The following is an 18,109-nucleotide window of genomic DNA, read 5'->3' as shown; positions in this document are numbered from 1 at the left end:
AAGCCGCAGGTTATCCTGGGCACCGAAGGAGCAATGCCCGACCGTCGTGAAGTCTTGTGCATGGCTGCGCGAAGGGTCGCGGTAAGAAACTCTCAGGTCATAAAAACAGAGGAAGACGACAGACTATGTTTTGTTGTCTTCCTTTTTATTTACCCCGGCATGCTCAGGGCATCATGCCATTATCCCGGCAATCGGAAAAATGGCCGCATAAACGGTCAGGGAGGCATATGGATGAAGAAAACACCGCTGTATGATAACCATCTGGCCTTAAACGGCAAAATGATTGAATTTGGAGGCTGGCTGCTTCCGGTGGAATACACCGGGATCCTGGAGGAGCACAGGCAGGTGCGCGAGGCTGCCGGTCTTTTCGATGTGTCCCACATGGGAGAGATCCTGGTCAGGGGAAGAGACGCCGGAGCTTTTCTCCAGGAGCTTCTCACCAATGATCTTTCAAAGGCGCCGGACAGCAAGGTCATTTATTCGCCCATGTGTTACGAGAACGGAGGCGTGGTGGATGATTTGCTGGTTTATAAATACGCAGACGACCATTATCTCCTGGTTGTCAACGCAGCCAACACCGACAAGGATTTTGCCTGGATAAAAGACCATCTTTCAGGCCATGTGGAAGCCGTCAATGTTTCGGATGCCTGGGCGCAGCTGGCCATCCAGGGTCCGAATGCCGAGAAGATTCTTCAGGAGGTCACGGATTTTCCGCTGAGTGGTATCCGATTCTACTCTTTTATCCCGGATGTGATGGTTTGCGGCGTTCAGGCCATGGTATCCCGAACGGGATACACGGGGGAAGACGGCTTTGAGCTTTATATACCGGCAGATAAGGCGCCGAAGGTATGGGAATCCCTCCTTGAGCTGGGCCGCGCCTTGGGACTGGTGCCGGTTGGGCTTGGCGCAAGGGATACGCTGCGTTTTGAAGCCGCCCTGCCCCTTTATGGTCATGAACTGTCGGCCGAAATCACCCCGCTGGAAGCCGGCCTGGGCGCATTTGTCAAGCTGGACAAAGACAGTTTCATCGGAAAGGATGCCCTGCTGAACCAGCACAACCAGGGTCTGAAGAGAAGGCTGGCAGGATTCGAGATGGTGGGAAGGGGCATCCCCAGAAGCGGTTATGACATCGCGGACAATGGCAGCAGGATTGGTTTTGTCACCTCGGGCAGCTATTCCCCGAGCCTTGGCAAAAACCTGGGCCTGGCCATGATGGACAGCCGCTACTGCCAGCCGGGAACCGAGTTTGACGTGATCATCAGGAACAAGGCTGTCCGGGCAAAGGTTATTGAAATACCCTTCTACCGTAAAAAATACCGGAAATAAATACCTATACAAAGAACGTATAATTATAAACCTGTCTTGCGGAGGTTGGAATCATGAAAGTATTGGATGGACTGAAGTATTCCAGGGAGCATGAATGGATCAGGGTTGAAGGCAATAAGGCCTATGTGGGCATCACCGATTATGCCCAGCATTCCCTGGGGGAGATCGTCTTTGTGGAACTGCCCGAAATGGATGCCTGCCTGGAGGCAGGGGACGTCCTGGGTGTTGTGGAATCGGTCAAGGCGGCTTCTGACGTATATGCCCCTGTGGCGGGAAGGGTAGTTGAGGTCAACGAGTCCCTTGTGGACGATCCGGCCGGCCTGAACCGGGACCCTTACGAGAACTGGATAGCCGTCCTGGAAATCACCGATGATACCTCGCTGGATGAGCTCATGGACGCTTCCGAATATGAAGCCTATTGCGCCGGGGAGGAATGATTATGAAACCCTACATCCCCAACACGGAGGAACAGCGGCAGGAGATGCTTCAGGTAATAGGGGTTTCCGATATGGATGCGCTCTTTGCGGACATTCCTGAGCGCATCAGGCTCCGTCGTGATCTGGATCTTCCGGAAGCCCTCTCCGAGATGGAGTTGGTCAGGCATCTTCGGGACCTGGCATCCAGAAATGTGACCACGGAGACTCATACCTGTTTCCTGGGCGCCGGCGCCTACGATCATTATATCCCCAGCGTGATCCGGCACCTGACAAAGCGGCAGGAGTTTTATACCGCCTATACGCCGTACCAGCCCGAAATCAGCCAGGGAACCCTCCAGGCCATTTTTGAATACCAGACCATGATATGCCGCTTGACCGGGATGGACGTGTCCAACGCCTCCCTCTATGACGGCGCCACCGCTGTGGCAGAAGCCGCCACCATGGCTGTAAGAGCGACGGGACGGACCGGGATCATTGTGTCGAAAACCGTACATCCCCAGAGCCGGGAGGTTCTGAAGACCTATTCCCGCTTTACCGGCCGGCCGATTGCCGAATGGGATCACAGGGACGGAAGGCTGGATGTTGATGCGCTTGAAAAGCTGCTGTCGCAGGATACGGCCGCCGTCATCGTGCAGAACCCCAATTTCTTCGGCCTGATAGAGGACCTGGGCGATCTGGCGGACAGGGTCCATCAGAAGGGAGCCCTGCTCATCGTCAGCTGCAATCCTGTTTCCCTGGCCCTGCTGAAACCGCCGGGCGACATGGGAGCCGATATCGTGGTGGGCGAAGGCCAGCCCCTGGGCAATCCCCTCAACTTTGGCGGACCTTACCTGGGATTCATGGCTGCAAGAGAAAAGTTTATGCGGAAAATGCCCGGCAGAATTGTGGGCGAAACCAGGGATCGCCAGGGCAGAAGAGGCTATGTGCTGACCATCCAGACCCGGGAACAGCACATCCGACGCGAGAAAGCTACCTCCAACATCTGCAGCAACCAGGCCCTGAACGCCCTGACGGCTGCCATCTACCTTTCCGCGCTGGGAAAGACGGGCCTGTCAAAAGTAGCTGCCCTCTGCTGCCAGAAATCCCGCTATGCCTGTCAGCAACTTTTGAAAACGGGAGCCTTCTCCCCGGTATTCGACGGTCCCTTCTTCAACGAGTTTGCCGTAAAATACCGCGGAGATGTGGAAAAGTTGAATCAAAAACTCCTGGAACACGGCATAATCGGCGGCTATCCTCTGGAGAGGGATTATCCCGAACTGAAAGGGGCATGGCTCGTTGCAGTCACCGAAAAGCGTACGAAGGCTGAGATAGATCATTTTGTGGAAAGGGCGGGAAGCATATGATGCATAAGGACAAGGCCCTGATATTTGAATTGAGCCGGCCGGGAAGAACCGCCTGTTCCCTGCCGGAGTGCGATGTTCCGGAGGCAGAGCTGTCCGACCTCATACCTGAAGAGCTTCTGCGCGCATGTCCGCCGGACCTGCCGGAAGTCAGCGAGGTGGATCTGGTGCGCCATTATACCCAGCTCTCCCAGAGAAACTACGGGGTGGATGCGGGATTCTATCCTTTGGGGTCCTGTACCATGAAATACAATCCCAAGGTCAATGAAGATATGGCGGATTTGTGCGGCTTTGTCAACGTTCATCCCTACCAGGACGAAAGAACCGTGCAGGGCTGTCTCGAACTGATCTGGAAAACCGATCGCCTGCTTTCCGAAATAACGGGCATGTCCCGGTTTACTTTCCAGCCGGCGGCAGGCGCCCATGGCGAGATGACCGGTCTCATGATCATGAAGGCATGGCATGAGAGCCGCGGCGATCACGCCAGAACCAAGATCATCATTCCCGATTCGGCCCATGGCACCAATCCGGCATCTGCAGCCATTGCGGGCTTTGACGTCATCGAGATCAAATCCGATGAAAACGGCCTGGTCAGCCCGGAAGAGCTCAAAAAAGTGGTCAATCATGAGATGGCCGGTCTCATGCTGACCAATCCCAATACCCTTGGGCTGTTTGAAAGGCACATTCTCGAAATCGCTGATATCGTCCACGATGCGGGCGGCCTTCTGTACTACGACGGCGCCAACATGAACGCCATCATGGGCATTGCAAGGCCCGGCGACATGGGTTTTGACGTGGTCCACCTGAACCTGCACAAAACCTTCAGCACGCCCCATGGCGGAGGCGGTCCGGGAGCCGGCCCGGTAGGCGTGGCGGAAAAACTGGTGCCCTTTTTGCCCGTACCCGTCGTGGAATATACGGCCGGCTCCTATCATGCCGATTACAACAGGCCTCTTTCCATCGGAAGGGTCAAGTCCTTCTACGGCAATTTCACAGTCGCCGTAAAGGCCTATGCCTACATTCTTTCCATGGGGGCCAAAGGTTTAAGACTGGCATCAGAGACGGCCGTGCTCAACGCCAATTACATCCTGGCAAAACTGCGTGATGTTTATCATTTGCCATACAACAGACCCTGCATGCATGAGGTGGTCTTCTCCGGGGAGAAGCAGAAAAAGCGGGGGGTATCCACCCTGGACATTGCCAAGCGGCTTCTTGATTATGGGTTCCATCCGCCCACCATTTATTTCCCACTCATCGTAAAGGAAGCGCTGATGATCGAACCCACGGAAACCGAGAGCAAGGAGACCCTTGACGCGTTCATCCAGGCCATGCTGGATATAGCCAGGGAAGCGGAAACCGATCCGGATCTGGTAAAGGGCGCGCCCTATGCCACCGTGGTCTCCCGGCTGGATGAGGCCATGGCGGCAAGACAGCCAGTCATAAAATATCAGCCCCTTTGTGAGTAAAACGTCCAAAAAGGTTTCTCGTAACCTGCCTTATGAAGGAAGTGCAAGATTTTTTTGCATTTCCTTCATTTTTTTGTGTGGCCATAATGACATTTTTCAACTAGCAATACCATAATTAACTATACCAATTAGTATTTTACATTACCGGGACCTGGATGCCTATGCATAAACCCTGAGATGCGTAAAAACAAGCATTTGAGCAGGTTCCAGGCAAAACTCCTGCATAAATATTCAACTTGAATGTGTATGGAAAACAACATATAATAAACGAGACAAGGTTTTCAACTTGTTTTTGCGGCAGTCCCCTTTTTGGTGAAATGAAAGTTTGGCTCTGCTAACTGTCATTTTTATTTTGTCGGGCGGTGAAACGTTTACAAAAATGAACTATTGCGAGCTGTTTTCATGCCTGGCTTCTTTGGGGGCAACAGCCGTTTTTGACATAAGTAAAAACCGAACCTGCATTTCGGAGATCTGAGATACGCACGGCAGCATGGCAATGCAGAGACAATATATACACCAATGCAGATGACTGCATAAAACAGACAGAAAAGTATTAGGAGTGATATTGTGGGGAGATACATTGTTAAGAGGGTTTTTCTCGCGGTTGTTACCATTTGGCTTGTTGCAACCATAACCTTCTTCCTCATGTTTATGATTCCCGGCGGTCCATTCCTGGCGGAAAAATCGCCCTCACCCGCCACGCTGGAAGCGCTGAACAGAAAATACGGGCTGGATCAGCCAGTTATCGTACAATACAAAAACTATATGCTCAATCTCCTGAAGGGTGAACTGGGTGAATCCATCAAGCAGCGCGGAAGAACAGTCGGGGATATTATTTCCCGTGGATTCAAGGTCTCTGCACGTGTCGGAGGTATTTCCATCCTGGTGTCCGTTCTGATCGGTGTGCCCCTCGGGTGTGTGGCCGCCCTGAACCGGGGCAAGTGGCTGGATAATCTCATCATGGTAGTCGCAACCTTTGGTATTGCGGTACCCAGTTTTGTCATATCCACAGTTCTCATGCTGATCTTCAGTATCAAACTGGATCTGTTGCCCACTTACGGACTGACTTCCTGGCAGCATTACATCATGCCTGTTATCGCGCTTTCCTTCTATCCGACGGCCTATATTTCACGGCTTATGCGCACCAGCATGCTGGACGTGCTGGGTCAGGACTATATGCGGACAGCCAAGGCAAAAGGCCTTTCCCAGTTTAAAATGCTGTTCAAGCATGCCCTGCGCAATGCGATCCTCCCGGTGGTCACCTATCTCGGTCCCCTGATCGCCTATACGCTTACGGGCAGCTTTGTGGTAGAAAAAATCTTCACCATCCCCGGTCTCGGAAACGAATTCATATCCTCCATTACCGGACGCGATTACACCATGATTATGGGTACCACCATATTCCTGGCCTCACTGGTTATCATCATGAACCTTGTGGTTGATATCGCCTATAAGATCATTGACCCCAGGATCAAGCTCAAATAGAAAGGAAGGAATGAAATTAGACATGAGTCATGAACATGAGAAGAAACCTTTCAGTCTGCATCTGGATGTGTCCGATTTCCTTCCTGCCGATAAGGAAGAGAAGCAAAGCCTTGTTGTCATGCGCGAAAGCGTAAGCTTTTGGCGTGATGGGGTGCGCCGTTTCAGGAAAAACAAGATAGCCATGGCAAGTTTGATTGTCATTATCCTGATATTTATCTTTTCGTTTATCCTGCCGTCCTTTTACCCCTATGGCTATGAACAGCAGATCAGGGGCAGCGAGAATCTCCGCCCCATGCAATATTCTGAAGCCGAGTTGGCACGCATTGAAGCAGGAGAAAAAGTCTTTCCTCACATCCTGGGAACCGATAACCTCGGTCGTGACATGACTGCCAGGTTGATGATGGGCAGCCGCATCTCCCTGCTGGTTGGCCTTGTGGCGAGCGTACTGGTTCTTATCATAGGTTCCATATATGGTGCCATTGCCGGTTATTTCGGCGGCAAGGTGGACCTGATCATGATGCGGATTGTGGACATCATTTATACGGTACCGGACATCCTCATCATCATCCTTCTTATGGTAACCCTGAAGTATCCGCTGCAGGATTTGGCATCGAATGTACCCGGGTTTGGATGGATCAGCGACATCGGCATTGGACTGATATCGATATTTATCGTGTTTTCACTCCTTTACTGGGTAGGAATGGCCCGAATTGTGAGAGGCCAGATCCTGGCTCTCAAGGAGCAGGAATACGTTACAGCGGCAAGAGCGCTGGGGGCAAGCCATCGCAGGATCATTGGCAAGCACCTGCTGACCAACTGCATGGGACCCCTGATTGTTACCACCACACTGCAGATTCCGTCCGCCATCTTCACCGAAAGCTTTCTGAGCTTTATCGGTATTGGCGTTCAGGCTCCCATGCCCAGCCTGGGCTCCATGGCTTCCAATGCCATCGGCGGCATAAGCACCTATCCTTACAGGCTTTTTGAGCCTGCCATTATGATAAGCCTTATCATCCTCTCGTTTAACCTGCTGGGCGACGGGTTGAGGGATGCGTTTGATCCCAAGCTGAAGAATTGAGGTGATAAAATGAGTGAACCGCTTTTGAATATACAGCATGAGCGCTTGTCGTTCTTTACCCCGGCAGGTGAAGTGAAGGCGCTGAACGATGTAACCATACAGATGTATCAGGGCGATGTGCTTGGCATCGTCGGAGAGAGCGGCAGCGGCAAGAGCGTCACCGCATACTCCATTATGGGTCTCATTGCCCATAACGGGAAGATTATTGGCGGAACCATCGATTTCAACGGACACCGCATCAATGAACTGACTGAAAAGGAAATGCAGAAAATCCGCGGCAATGAAGTGAGCATCATTTTCCAGGACCCCATGACCAGCCTGAATCCGGTCTTTACCATTGGTAACCAGATCACGGAAGTCATCAGGCTCCATACCAACAAGAGCAAGAAGGAAGCCCTGGAGCGTGCCGAAGAGCTTTTAAACCTTGTGGGGATCAATGAACCCAAGAAGAGGCTTAAGCAGTATCCCCACGAGTTGTCGGGCGGTATGCGGCAGAGGGTGATGATCGCCATGGCCCTGGCCTGCGAACCCAAACTGCTTATCGCCGATGAGCCGACTACAGCTCTCGATGTGACCATCCAGGCTCAGATCCTGGAGCTGATGATGGAACTTCGTCAGAAGATCGATATGTCCATCATCATGATCACGCATGATCTGGGCATTGTGGCCAGCATGTGCGACAAGATCGCCGTCATGTATGCCGGAAAAATTGTCGAGTATGGAAAAACCGAAGATATCTTCTACAATCCCAAGCATGAGTATACCAGGGGACTTTTGCGCAGCATCCCGGTTCTCACCGAAAAGGAGCACCGGAAGCTTGTCCCCATTGAAGGTACGCCCGTTGATTTGCTCAACCCGCCTAAAGGCTGTCCTTTTGCACCGCGCTGCAACAGCTGCATGAAGATTTGCCTGAGGGAGATGCCTGAATACACCTACATCACAGAGGATCATTACAGTGCATGCTGGTTGTTGCAAAAGGAAGCCTATATGAAAGGTGGTGAGAACTCATGAGCCACAAGCTGGTTGAAGTAAAAAATCTGAAGCAGTATTTCCATGCAGGCGGATCGTTTCTGAAGCCAAAATATATCAAGGCTGTAGACGATGTGAGCCTGTATATCAATAAAGGTGAAACTCTGGGGCTTGTGGGTGAAAGCGGATGCGGAAAAACCACCCTGGGAAGAACCATCCTCAGGCTGTATGAGCCCACGGCCGGAAAGATTTTCTTTGACGGCCAGGACATAACCCATGTGAACATGCTCCCGTACCGCAGGAAGATGCAGATCGTCTTCCAGGATCCTTACGCAAGCCTGGATCCGCGTATGACCGTGGGTGACATTGTTGGCGAGGCCATCGATATCCATAAGCTGGCTCCAAACAAAAAGACACGCCGGGACATGATCATACAGCTTTTGGAGAAGGTCGGCCTCAACAGCGAGCATGCCAACAGATACCCTCACGAGTTCTCCGGCGGCCAGCGCCAGCGCATAGGTATTGCACGGGCCTTGGCTGTAAATCCTGAGTTCATCGTCTGTGACGAGCCTATTTCGGCCCTCGACGTATCCATTCAGGCCCAGGTCGTGAACATGTTTGAGGAACTGCAGGAGGAGATGGGCCTGACCTATCTGTTCATTGCCCATGACCTCAGCGTCGTCAGACATATCAGCCATCGCATAGGGGTCATGTACCTGGGTAAACTGGTGGAACTGGCCGACGACTATGAGTTGGTCTTCCACTGTGTTCACCCTTATACCAAATCCCTTATTTCGGCCATCCCAATCCCTGATCCGGTTCAAAGTCGTTCGAAGAAGCGCATCATCCTGGAAGGGGATGTTCCGAGCCCGTTGAATCCGCCAAGCGGATGCCGGTTCAGAACCCGGTGCAGGTATGCAACCAAACTCTGTGAAGAAGTGGAACCCGAGTTCAGGGAAGTCTCACCCGGGCACTTCGCAGCCTGCCACCACCTGGACAAGATCAACTGAATTTTTTGTTCAGAAAATAACATCTCCAGTGTCGGGGGTAACCTTGCATTGGAGAGTTATATAAACACATAAAATAAATTATCGTACATCAGTACGGAATTAAATGGAGGGAGAAAAAGATGAGAAAGAGAATTGCACTTTTGGTCGCAATTGTCATGGTATTCTCGCTGGTTCTGTCCGCATGCGGCGGCAATGCCGGCGGAACCAAGGGCGGCACGCTTGCTGTCAACGTTGGTTCGGATCCGGATACCATCGACCCGGCACTCAACTCTGCTGTTGACGGTGCCACACTGATTATCCATGTTTTCGAAGGGCTCTACACGCTGGATAAGAACGGCGTGCCCGTACCCGGACAGGCCAAGGATGTGCAGATTTCCGACGACGGTACGGTGTATACCTTCACCCTTCGCGACGGCCTGAAGTGGAGCGATGGAAAGCCCGTAACAGCCAGTGACTTCGTGTATGCATGGAATCGCGCCATCGATCCCGAAACAGCCGCAGACTATGCCTACATGTTTGAGGTCATTGAAGGTTACGAAGAAGGGAAGCTGAACGTGACCGCGCCCGATGACAAGACCGTCGTGGTCAAGCTGAAGAACAGGGTTCCCTACTTCCTTGAACTGACCGCGTTCCCGGCTTTCTCACCTGTTCGCAAGGACATCATTGAGCAGCACGGCGACGCATGGGCAACCAAGCCTGAGACCTACATCGGCAATGGTCCCTACAAGGTAACCGAATGGGTTCCCGGTTCCCACATCACCATGACCAAGAACGAAAATTACTGGAACTACAAGAATCTTGGCATGCAGAACATCAAGTTCGTGCTGATGGATGATCCCGGTGCTCAGCTCAACGCTTTCATCAAGGGTGAGATCCTGTTTACGGATGATATCCCCAATGATGAAATCGATACCTGGAAAGATAAGCCTGAGTTCCATCTGGAAGGCCAGCTGGGTACCTATTATGTATCCTTCAATACCCAGAGGGAATACCTGAACAATCCCAAGGTACGCCAGGCTCTGATTCTCGCCGTCGACCGTGAATTCATCGTACGTGAGATAGGTAAGGCCGGACAGGTTCCTGCAGGCGCTTTCGTACCGATTGGACTTTCCGATGCTGATCCGAGCAAGGAATTCCGCGATGTTGGCGGCAATTACTACGATCCTTCCGATTATGAAGGCAACCTGGAAAAGGCCAAGCAGATCCTTGCTGAAGCCGGATATCCCAACGGTCAAGGCCTGCCTGCCTTCGAATACCTCTACAACTCTGAAAGCGAAGGCCACAGGCTTATCGGTGAAGCCCTCCAGGATATGTGGGGCAAGCTTGGCGTCAAGATCAACCTGGTGTTCAGGAATGGGCTACATTCCTGAACACCAGGAAGAACGGAGACTATGACATCGCCAGAAACGGATGGCTGGGTGACTACAACGATCCGATTTCCTTCCTGGATATGTGGATTACCAACAGCGGCAACAACGATGCCCAGTGGTCCAATCCTGAGTATGACAAGCTGATCTCCCAGATCAAGACCGAGACCGACACCGCAAAGCGCTTCGAGCTCATGCATAAGGCTGAGGACATGATCTTCGACGATTGGATGCTCTGCCCCATCTACTACTATGTGGATATCTTCGTGCTCAACACGAAGGTTGAGAACTTCTGGTCCTCACCGCTGGGCTTTAAGTACTTCATGTACGCAACAGTCAAAGAATAATAATATGCTGAGTTTAAAAAAGAGGTAACTTCATGTTACCTCTTTTTTATTTAATCCTTCTCTTTATGTGACATTTGTTCTTCAAGGCTTTACATCCACCATGGTATAACCCTGTAGGGGCCTCCATTACGGAAACCGCGGCAATTAGATAAGTTCAATACCTGCATCACGGATGATTTTATTCATTATCCTGCGGTTCTCCTCATATTGCAGATCCTTCATTTTTCGGCTCAATTCTTTAAGGTACTGGTATTTGTAGCTTTTGTAATATAGCAGATCAATATCATCTTTTTCGCATTTGTTCACAATATCGCTCCAGAACATATATTTTTTATACGCTTGATATACGTACGCCATTTCGGTATAAATCAGGCATTCCTCCGAGTAACGGTGTTCATAATCGGGAAGCCACCTGAGCAGTTCATCATATTCCCCGCTATAATAACAATGCTCCAATGAAGCGGGATAAAGCCCGTCATACCATTCGTCATCCATATACTCCTTAATTGTCATGGCCGCAATAGAGATGATTGCTAGAATCAATAAAACAAGAATAATTAATCGAATGATTACACCAGGAAGAATTTTTCGCATAATGGATTTGTGCATTTTATAACCCCCTATTGCGATGAATACTGGTCATACAGTTTACGGCAGTAATCGGTAAACTCATCGGAATAGGCATATTTATATTCACAAAGTTTCTTTATTTCTTCATCATTTAATCCTAAAATGTATTTCAGGCAGGCCATAACTTCCATAGAACATTCCTGATAATATTCCCTGTTCTCAGAAAGAATCCCTTCATCGGCATAATGAAATATCTCATAGGCCTTTGTCATCATATCAACATATTTCTTTCTGGCATCTTCTTCAGTATAGGGGTGTGGGTTTGCTCCGTTTCCAATTTCTTTACGGATATTCTCATATGAATCTTTATATGACCAAAACGTATCAATGGTGTTATGGATTTTTATCGACTGTAAGTAAACAGCATATTGATCACTGTAAAGATCGTATCGGTATACATAGTCTTCTATCTCGTCATATCTTTTCTCATTGCGCATTTTTTCAAGGACCATCAAATGCTCTTTTTCATTTCCAACAGGTATCCGACTGCTTAAACAAAAAACTGCAAAGCTTATGGACAGGACGACAAGCAACATCATTGCGGCAATGAAGATGAATCTATTAAGCACCCTGATCACAACATTCGGCACGGTTTCTATGATCGCTCTGCGCCTTGCCTTATTGAAAATATTCTTTAATAACTCCAATTCTTGTTTTCGTCTTATGTATACCTCGTTTGCCGTACCGCAGTATTCACATGCCGGCAATCTTGAAGGAACTGATGCGCCACAGTTCTTACATTTCATTTTATCTTTCCCTTCAAATCAATATCTTTTTTCCTCTGTGATGCCAAGGCGATTGCATATTTCATCGGCTATCTTCCGAAGAGATGAATTGTTATCACGATCTACATCCAATTGCGCATCCTTCACCGTTTCTATCTGGATTTCGGTCATACCTAAAGTTTCTCTGAGAAAAGATTCTGCTTCCGATATGAAATCCAAGAGAATCTGTTCGTTTCCATAAACGGTATTATCATTTGTTTTTTCTTCGGTCCAAATGTAAATTTTGTTGTAATATTCGAGGACATAATATATGTCTATTGGGAAAATGCGTTCTGCATCCATCATTCTTCTGATAGAAGACATATAATCCCATGCATAAATCACTTCCCTATACTTTTGATCCTTTTGGGTAAAAACATCCTTGTTGTCATAATAGCAAGCATGAAGTCCGGCATAATCTCCTTTTTGATAATAGGTTTCCAGTCTCGCCAGATAAGCTTCTTCTTTTTCCTTTTCCCTGCCGGACTTTATGACGGCATAAACATCAGAAATAACGTAATACAGAACAGTGGCGATTAACAAGACCCCAACGAAAACAAGAAAACCCTCTGCCGCTTTTTTTGTAAAGATTCTTTCCTTATGTTTTACTTCCTCTTTAACGTTTTTAATTTTTGAAATGGCGGCTCCAACCCGGTTATGATATATTTTATCTGTAAGCTCGGTATTTTCGCTTTTGCAGAAAGGACATTCCGAAGCATCATTCTTAAATTTTGCGCCACAATATTTACAAATCATATTTGATCCCTCAAAACATAATGAGACACTCTTTATATATAATAACATAAAATTGTGAAATATACAAAAAATTAAAATATATTATCATATCATCAAACTGCATTCGTTACCAAAATCGTCGTGTTACCTGCTACTCCATGTCATTCCTTTGGATACAATTTTCCCGATTAAAGCCTTTACATAATGGTAGAAAGAATTTCTGAACGCTTCCGATGCTCCATATACCAGTTGTTAACGAAAGGAGTCGGCAACAGGAATAAAAGCAATCCAACGGTATCCATATGGGATAAGAAATATCGTGAAGCACAGAAAAAGGATACTGCAAGATGTAGCTTGATTTTGCCATAAAAATGGCAGATGACCACACGAGATCATCTGCCACAGAAGTACTTCATTTTACTGGCTTCACCCCAGTAATTGACGCAGAACCTTGATTATTTGTGACAATCTTATTACTGCAGCTTATTTAAAGGAAGTAAATATCAAAAAGCAATTATTTCTTTACAGGCACCAGGACTTCTTTGCCAACCCATTGCCTGAGAACCTCCGGTACAATCACGCTTCCGTCTTCCTGCTGGAACTGCTCGACAATAGCGGGCAGTAGCCGGCTTGTGGCAAGGCCGGATGCATTGAGGGTATGGACAAATTCGGTTTTCTTGCTGTCCTTCCTCTTGAACCGGATGTTTCCCCTGCGAGCCTGGTAATCATAGGCATTTGAACAGGAGCTGACCTCTTTATAGTCGTTCATGCTGGGAATCCAGACTTCAATATCATAGGTTTTGCCCATGGACGCGCTGCAATCCTGTGCGGCCAGTTTTGAAACGCGATAATGGAGCCCAAGACCGGCTACCAGGCGTTCTGCCTTTTCAACAAGCTCTTCCAGCGCTTTTTCCGATTCCTCGGGAAGGGTGTACTGGAACATTTCCACCTTGTTGAACTGATGTCCCCTGATCATGCCTCTTTCCTCTGCCCTGTAGCTTCCGGCTTCCTTCCTGTAACAGGGTGTGTAAGCAAAATACTTCTTCGGAAGGTCCTCGGCCTTTAGGATCTCATCCCGGTGCAGGTTGACCAGCGCCGTTTCAGCCGTAGGCAGGATAAACTGCATTCTTTCGTTGACCTCACTGGTTTCCAGCCTGAATACATCCTCGGCAAACTTCGGGAATTGCCCTGCCGTAAAGCCACACTGGTAGTTCAGGATGTGGGGAGGCAGGATGAACTGGTAGCCGTCCTTCACATGTTCCTGGATGAAATAATTAAGAAGGGCCCATTCAAGCAGTGCGCCGTCTCCTGTGTAAAGCCAGAAGCCGTTTCCTCCCAGCTTCACACCTCTTTCATAATCGATAAGTCCGAGGGAAGTGACCAGATCCACATGGTTTTTCGGAGTGAACGAAAACTGGGGTTTTTCGCCATAAACTTTAACCACCTGGTTATTTTCCTTGCCTCCCGCAACCACATCATCGGCGGGAAGATTGGGCAGACCGGCTACGAAACGGAAAATCTCATCTTCTACCGCTTTCAGTTCATCTTCAAGGTTCTTTACCTTTTCGGAGATCTCCTTCATTTCACTCAATAAGGCTGTAACGTCCTTGCCTTCTTTTTTGAGGAAAGGTATTTCAGATGAAACCTTGTTCTTTCTGGCCTTCAGAGCTTCCGATTCGGCTATAAGGGTTCTTCTCTTCTGATCCCATTCCAGGAATTCTGTAAAATCAACTTCGACCAATCTTTTAGCCAGGGCTTTTTTTATCCTTTCGGGATTATTGCGTATTTCATTGATATCAATCATATGAGTATCTCCTTTCCGGGTTTCAAGTTATGTTTTATGCTTTGTTAAGAGCCTTGTTCAAAGCTTCTTTTTCCTCCCTCGACAACTCCTTATCCACGGGTTGACCGTTTTTAATTTGCTTTGCATATACATAGGAATTCTCTCTGGAATAGATGCCCGTCATGACAAGACCATCGTGATTGTCGTCCAATGCCGCTATTGAAAAGCTCATATTGTTCCCCACATTTTCGAACGCATTGTAGGTAACCATACCAACTTTTCTGACGCAGGAAGGCATTTTCTGCTCCAATATCGCCAACCGCCTGTCGATATTATCTGATATTCTCCGGTTAATATGCTCCAACTCCCGCGTATAGGACAACATCAGGTCCTCGACATTCTTATCGCTCAGGCCGTTCATGAATTGCCTGTATTTTTTTATAGTAGCATTGAGCCTGAAATGATTAATTAACACCAGAATGAAGCTCAGGGCACCCAATCCGGCCCCGATATATAGGCATATCAATACTTTAAATTCCATATTCTCCTCCGTTCCCATCCAATTTTTGTCTCTCCTCTACAATGGCCTTATTTTCTATTTAAAGCCATTATATCAAACTATAATGATAACACATTACCATGCCTTAAAAAATCCATACTGAGGGAAAATAGAAGGATGGTCATTTGCCAATATTTAACAGTAAATCAATGATCCTGTCAAATTCTTCTTTAGAATAATATTCTATAACAATTTTACCCCTATCCTTCCCGTGGTGGAGATCAATCTTGGTGCCAAACAGAGTACGCAGATCCTCTACAAGCTGAGTCATTTCCAAATCTTCCTTCCTGGTTCGGACTTTTTTTACCGATGACCGCTTGGACTCCTGGGCAGCCAGCCTTTCGGCCTCCCTGACATTCAATCCCTTTTTCGCAATTATCTCAGCCAGTTCCTTCTGCTTAATTGGATCTTCTATGGTCACCAGCGTACGGGCATGTCCGCTTGTCAATCTGCCATCCACCAGCATCTCCTGGATTTCTTTGGCCAATGAAAGCAAACGGACAGAATTTGCAATGGCGGCCCGGCTTTTACCTACAAGTTTTGCGACCTCTTCCTGCGTCATGCTGTATTCGTCCATGAGCTTCTGGTAAGCCTCGGCTTCTTCAATGGGATTCAGATCTTCCCGCTGGAGATTTTCTATCAGGGCAATTTCCATGACCTGCCTGGATGACAGCTCTTTTACCACCACAGGTATGGTTTTCAGACCGGCCAGTTTTGCCGCACGCCACCTTCTTTCCCCGGCGACGATAACATACCGGCTGCCATCCTGCCTGACAATGATGGGTTGCACCACGCCATGCTCCTTGATGGATTCTGCCAGCGCCTGGAGCCTTTCCTGATCGAACACCTTTCGGGGTTGATCGGCATTGGGCTCGACGTCGTTGATCTTGACCTCCAGAACACTGTCCCGGGCATTCTCCAAAGCATTGGCGGAACTGATGAGCGCATCCAGACCTCTGCCTAAACCCTTTCTCATGTCTCAACCTGTCCTTTCATGTGGAATATATGGCCTAGTACTGTTCCGAGCTTTCAATAACTTCCTCGGCAAGTTCCATGTAACATTCTGCACCCCTGGACTTTTCATCATACAGGATGATGGGAAGACCATAGCTGGGCGCTTCGCTGAGTCGGACATTTCTGGGAATGATGGTCCGATAGACCTTATTCCCAAAATACTTCTTGACTTCATCCACAACCTGAATGGAAAGATTGGTTCTGGCATCGAACATGGTCAAAACCACACCTTCCACCCTCAGGTTCCTGTTCAGGTGTTTTTGCACGATCTTGACGGTATTCATCAGCTGGCTCAACCCTTCAAGGGCATAGTACTCACACTGTATCGGAACCAGGATGGTATTGGCAGCGGTAAGGGAGTTCACCGTAAGAAGGCCTAATGACGGTGGGCAGTCGATCAGAATAAAATCAAACTTATCCTCGATATTTTCCAGGGCCATTTTCAGACGCATCTCCCTGGAAATAACGGATACCAGCTCAACTTCCGCACCGGCCAGGTTGATGTTCGACGGGGATACCATCAGGTTCTTTATCTTTGTTGGAAGCAGCGTATCCTCAATATCGATCTCATTGATAATCACATCATAAATAGATGATTTCACCGTGTTCTTGTCTATTCCAAGACCACTGGTAGCATTCCCCTGGGGATCGATGTCGATCAGCAGCACCTTCCTGTTCTTGACGGCAAGACAGGCACTGAGATTGACAGCTGTCGTGGTTTTACCCACTCCCCCTTTTTGGTTAGCAACCGCGATTATCTTAGCCATACCACACCTCATCAAGCCTTTATGGAACATTTCCTATTATAGCACATAATGATTGAACTGTGGCTGAAATGTTTCACGTGAAACAATGATTCTTGACTTTATTTATTGCATGCCATTTCCTGTTATAGCTCTCAGGGGCATAATGTCAGATTGATATCAAGGGCACTCTTTATTTTGGTATCCTGTCCGAACTTTCTGATAACTCCTCACTTAAATCTATGTATGGTTTTCATGCTGCATAATCATATCTTTTTCCTTACTGATAGTTGAATACAATACCAGCAATAATCTTTCTTCATTATCTCTTCTTTTTCTTTCTTATTTATGCAGCCTGGTGCATCTCATTGTTTCACGTGAAACATAATATTTTCTCTTCCTTGGAATAGTTATTATAGGTAGGATTTGTCCGGGTGTGTTGCATGATTTCAGATAATAAATTCCATACCGTGCGCGGCTATCAGCTTCTTGAACAGAACAAAAAGATCCTCACATCTGCCATGGAGGATTACCTTGAGATGATTTACCGACTCAGCCTGAAAGAGGGATATGTTCGTATTAACACGATCTCAGAACTGCTTAATGTTCAGGCATCGTCGGCCACCAAAATGGTCCAGAAGCTTAGCGAGCTGGGCATGGTCGATTATAAAAAATACGGTATCATCTCTCTTACAGAAACCGGTAGTGAAATAGGCCGTTTTCTCCTGCAAAGGCATCAGATCGTGGAATCCTTTCTGAAGCTCCTTGGGGTGTCCCACAGCCTGCTCATAGAGACGGAACTTATGGAGCATACCCTTTCCATAGATACGCTGAATCGACTGCACGCCCTTACAAAACTGTTTGAAAAACATCCTGATCTTTTGGCCAAATATGAGCATATCCTTCTGCAACAACAAATAAGCTGACAGGAATACTTCCTGCCAGCTCTTCGCTTTTTTCTGGTTCTATAATAAATGTTGGGGTGCCGAAGGGAAATAACTTCGGTGCTCCAACATTTTTTGCAAAAAAGAGAGCATGGAGTTGAAATCTCAAGTA

The 18,109-nt window shown here is 48.2% G+C and carries 18 protein-coding genes; 11 read left to right on the top strand and 7 right to left on the bottom strand.

Annotation, left to right across the window (positions count from 1 at the left end; translation table 11 throughout):
* Positions 1–231: 231 nt before the first annotated feature.
* The 10 genes from gcvT to F3H12_RS13450 all read left to right on the top strand — a co-directional run bounded on the left by gcvT (position 232) and on the right by F3H12_RS13450 (position 10,825).
* Positions 232–1,326, top strand: coding sequence for a glycine cleavage system aminomethyltransferase GcvT (gcvT, locus tag F3H12_RS04285; RefSeq protein WP_149678128.1), 1,095 nt, complete (start codon positions 232–234; stop codon positions 1,324–1,326).
* Positions 1,327–1,379: 53 nt separating this feature from the next.
* The gene (gcvH, locus tag F3H12_RS04280; RefSeq protein WP_149678127.1) at positions 1,380–1,763 is read left to right on the top strand and encodes a glycine cleavage system protein GcvH; all 384 of its coding nucleotides are present in this window, start codon (positions 1,380–1,382) and stop codon (positions 1,761–1,763) included.
* A 2-nt stretch (positions 1,764–1,765) separates the two neighbouring features.
* Positions 1,766–3,106, top strand: coding sequence for an aminomethyl-transferring glycine dehydrogenase subunit GcvPA (gene gcvPA / locus F3H12_RS04275; protein ID WP_149678126.1), 1,341 nt, complete (start codon positions 1,766–1,768; stop codon positions 3,104–3,106).
* Positions 3,106–4,569, top strand: a complete 1,464-nt coding sequence (gene gcvPB, locus F3H12_RS04270; RefSeq protein WP_279231988.1) for an aminomethyl-transferring glycine dehydrogenase subunit GcvPB — start codon at positions 3,106–3,108, stop codon at positions 4,567–4,569. The genes gcvPA and gcvPB overlap by 1 nt, the downstream gene beginning before the upstream one ends.
* A 567-nt stretch (positions 4,570–5,136) precedes the next feature.
* On the top strand, positions 5,137–6,054 hold the full coding sequence (locus tag F3H12_RS04265; RefSeq protein ID WP_149678124.1) for an ABC transporter permease: 918 nt from the start codon (positions 5,137–5,139) through the stop codon (positions 6,052–6,054).
* 22 nt (positions 6,055–6,076) lie between these two features.
* The gene (locus F3H12_RS04260; protein WP_149678123.1) at positions 6,077–7,132 is read left to right on the top strand and encodes an ABC transporter permease; all 1,056 of its coding nucleotides are present in this window, start codon (positions 6,077–6,079) and stop codon (positions 7,130–7,132) included.
* A 9-nt stretch (positions 7,133–7,141) separates the two neighbouring features.
* Entirely contained in the window at positions 7,142–8,143 is a 1,002-nt protein-coding gene (locus F3H12_RS04255) for an ABC transporter ATP-binding protein (RefSeq protein ID WP_149678122.1), read from the top strand.
* The gene (locus F3H12_RS04250) at positions 8,140–9,111 is read left to right on the top strand and encodes an ABC transporter ATP-binding protein (protein ID WP_149678121.1); all 972 of its coding nucleotides are present in this window, start codon (positions 8,140–8,142) and stop codon (positions 9,109–9,111) included. The genes F3H12_RS04255 and F3H12_RS04250 overlap by 4 nt, the downstream gene beginning before the upstream one ends.
* 119 nt (positions 9,112–9,230) lie before the next feature.
* Positions 9,231–10,481, top strand: a complete 1,251-nt coding sequence (locus tag F3H12_RS04245) for a peptide ABC transporter substrate-binding protein (protein ID WP_243133188.1) — start codon at positions 9,231–9,233, stop codon at positions 10,479–10,481.
* The gene (locus tag F3H12_RS13450) at positions 10,424–10,825 is read left to right on the top strand and encodes a periplasmic substrate-binding domain-containing protein (RefSeq protein ID WP_243133187.1); all 402 of its coding nucleotides are present in this window, start codon (positions 10,424–10,426) and stop codon (positions 10,823–10,825) included. Before F3H12_RS04245 ends, F3H12_RS13450 begins: the two co-directional genes overlap by 58 nt.
* Before the next feature lie 144 nt (positions 10,826–10,969).
* On the opposite strand, the gene F3H12_RS04240 is transcribed toward F3H12_RS13450, so the two are convergent.
* The 7 genes from F3H12_RS04240 to F3H12_RS04210 form a co-directional block, all read right to left on the bottom strand.
* Entirely contained in the window at positions 10,970–11,434 is a 465-nt protein-coding gene (locus F3H12_RS04240; RefSeq protein WP_149678120.1) for a hypothetical protein, read from the bottom strand.
* Positions 11,435–11,445: 11 nt separating this feature from the next.
* Positions 11,446–12,201 (bottom strand): hypothetical protein, encoded by a 756-nt coding sequence (locus F3H12_RS04235; RefSeq protein WP_149678119.1) that lies wholly within the window; start codon positions 12,199–12,201, stop codon positions 11,446–11,448.
* 18 nt (positions 12,202–12,219) lie between these two features.
* On the bottom strand, positions 12,220–12,975 hold the full coding sequence (locus F3H12_RS04230; RefSeq protein ID WP_149678118.1) for a hypothetical protein: 756 nt from the start codon (positions 12,973–12,975) through the stop codon (positions 12,220–12,222).
* A 493-nt stretch (positions 12,976–13,468) separates the two neighbouring features.
* Positions 13,469–14,758 carry a serine--tRNA ligase gene (gene serS / locus F3H12_RS04225; protein WP_149678117.1) on the bottom strand — a complete coding sequence of 430 codons (1,290 nt, stop codon included), beginning with the start codon at positions 14,756–14,758 and terminating at the stop codon, positions 13,469–13,471.
* A 34-nt stretch (positions 14,759–14,792) separates the two neighbouring features.
* Entirely contained in the window at positions 14,793–15,278 is a 486-nt protein-coding gene (locus F3H12_RS04220; RefSeq protein ID WP_149678116.1) for a DUF4446 family protein, read from the bottom strand.
* 139 nt (positions 15,279–15,417) lie between these two features.
* Positions 15,418–16,272, bottom strand: coding sequence for a ParB/RepB/Spo0J family partition protein (locus tag F3H12_RS04215; protein ID WP_149678115.1), 855 nt, complete (start codon positions 16,270–16,272; stop codon positions 15,418–15,420).
* Positions 16,273–16,306: 34 nt separating this feature from the next.
* Positions 16,307–17,077, bottom strand: coding sequence for a ParA family protein (locus F3H12_RS04210; protein WP_149678114.1), 771 nt, complete (start codon positions 17,075–17,077; stop codon positions 16,307–16,309).
* A gap of 419 nt (positions 17,078–17,496) precedes the next feature.
* Here F3H12_RS04210 and F3H12_RS04205 point away from each other — a divergent pair, with 419 nt between their 5' ends.
* Positions 17,497–17,979, top strand: coding sequence for a metal-dependent transcriptional regulator (locus F3H12_RS04205; protein WP_188118370.1), 483 nt, complete (start codon positions 17,497–17,499; stop codon positions 17,977–17,979).
* The last annotated feature ends 130 nt before the right edge of the window (positions 17,980–18,109 follow it).

Source organism: Thermoclostridium caenicola, from assembly GCF_900142095.1.
GTDB lineage: Bacteria > Bacillota > Clostridia > DSM-8532 > DSM-8532 > Thermoclostridium_A > Thermoclostridium_A caenicola.
This window is presented reverse-complemented; position numbering and strand designations above follow the sequence as displayed.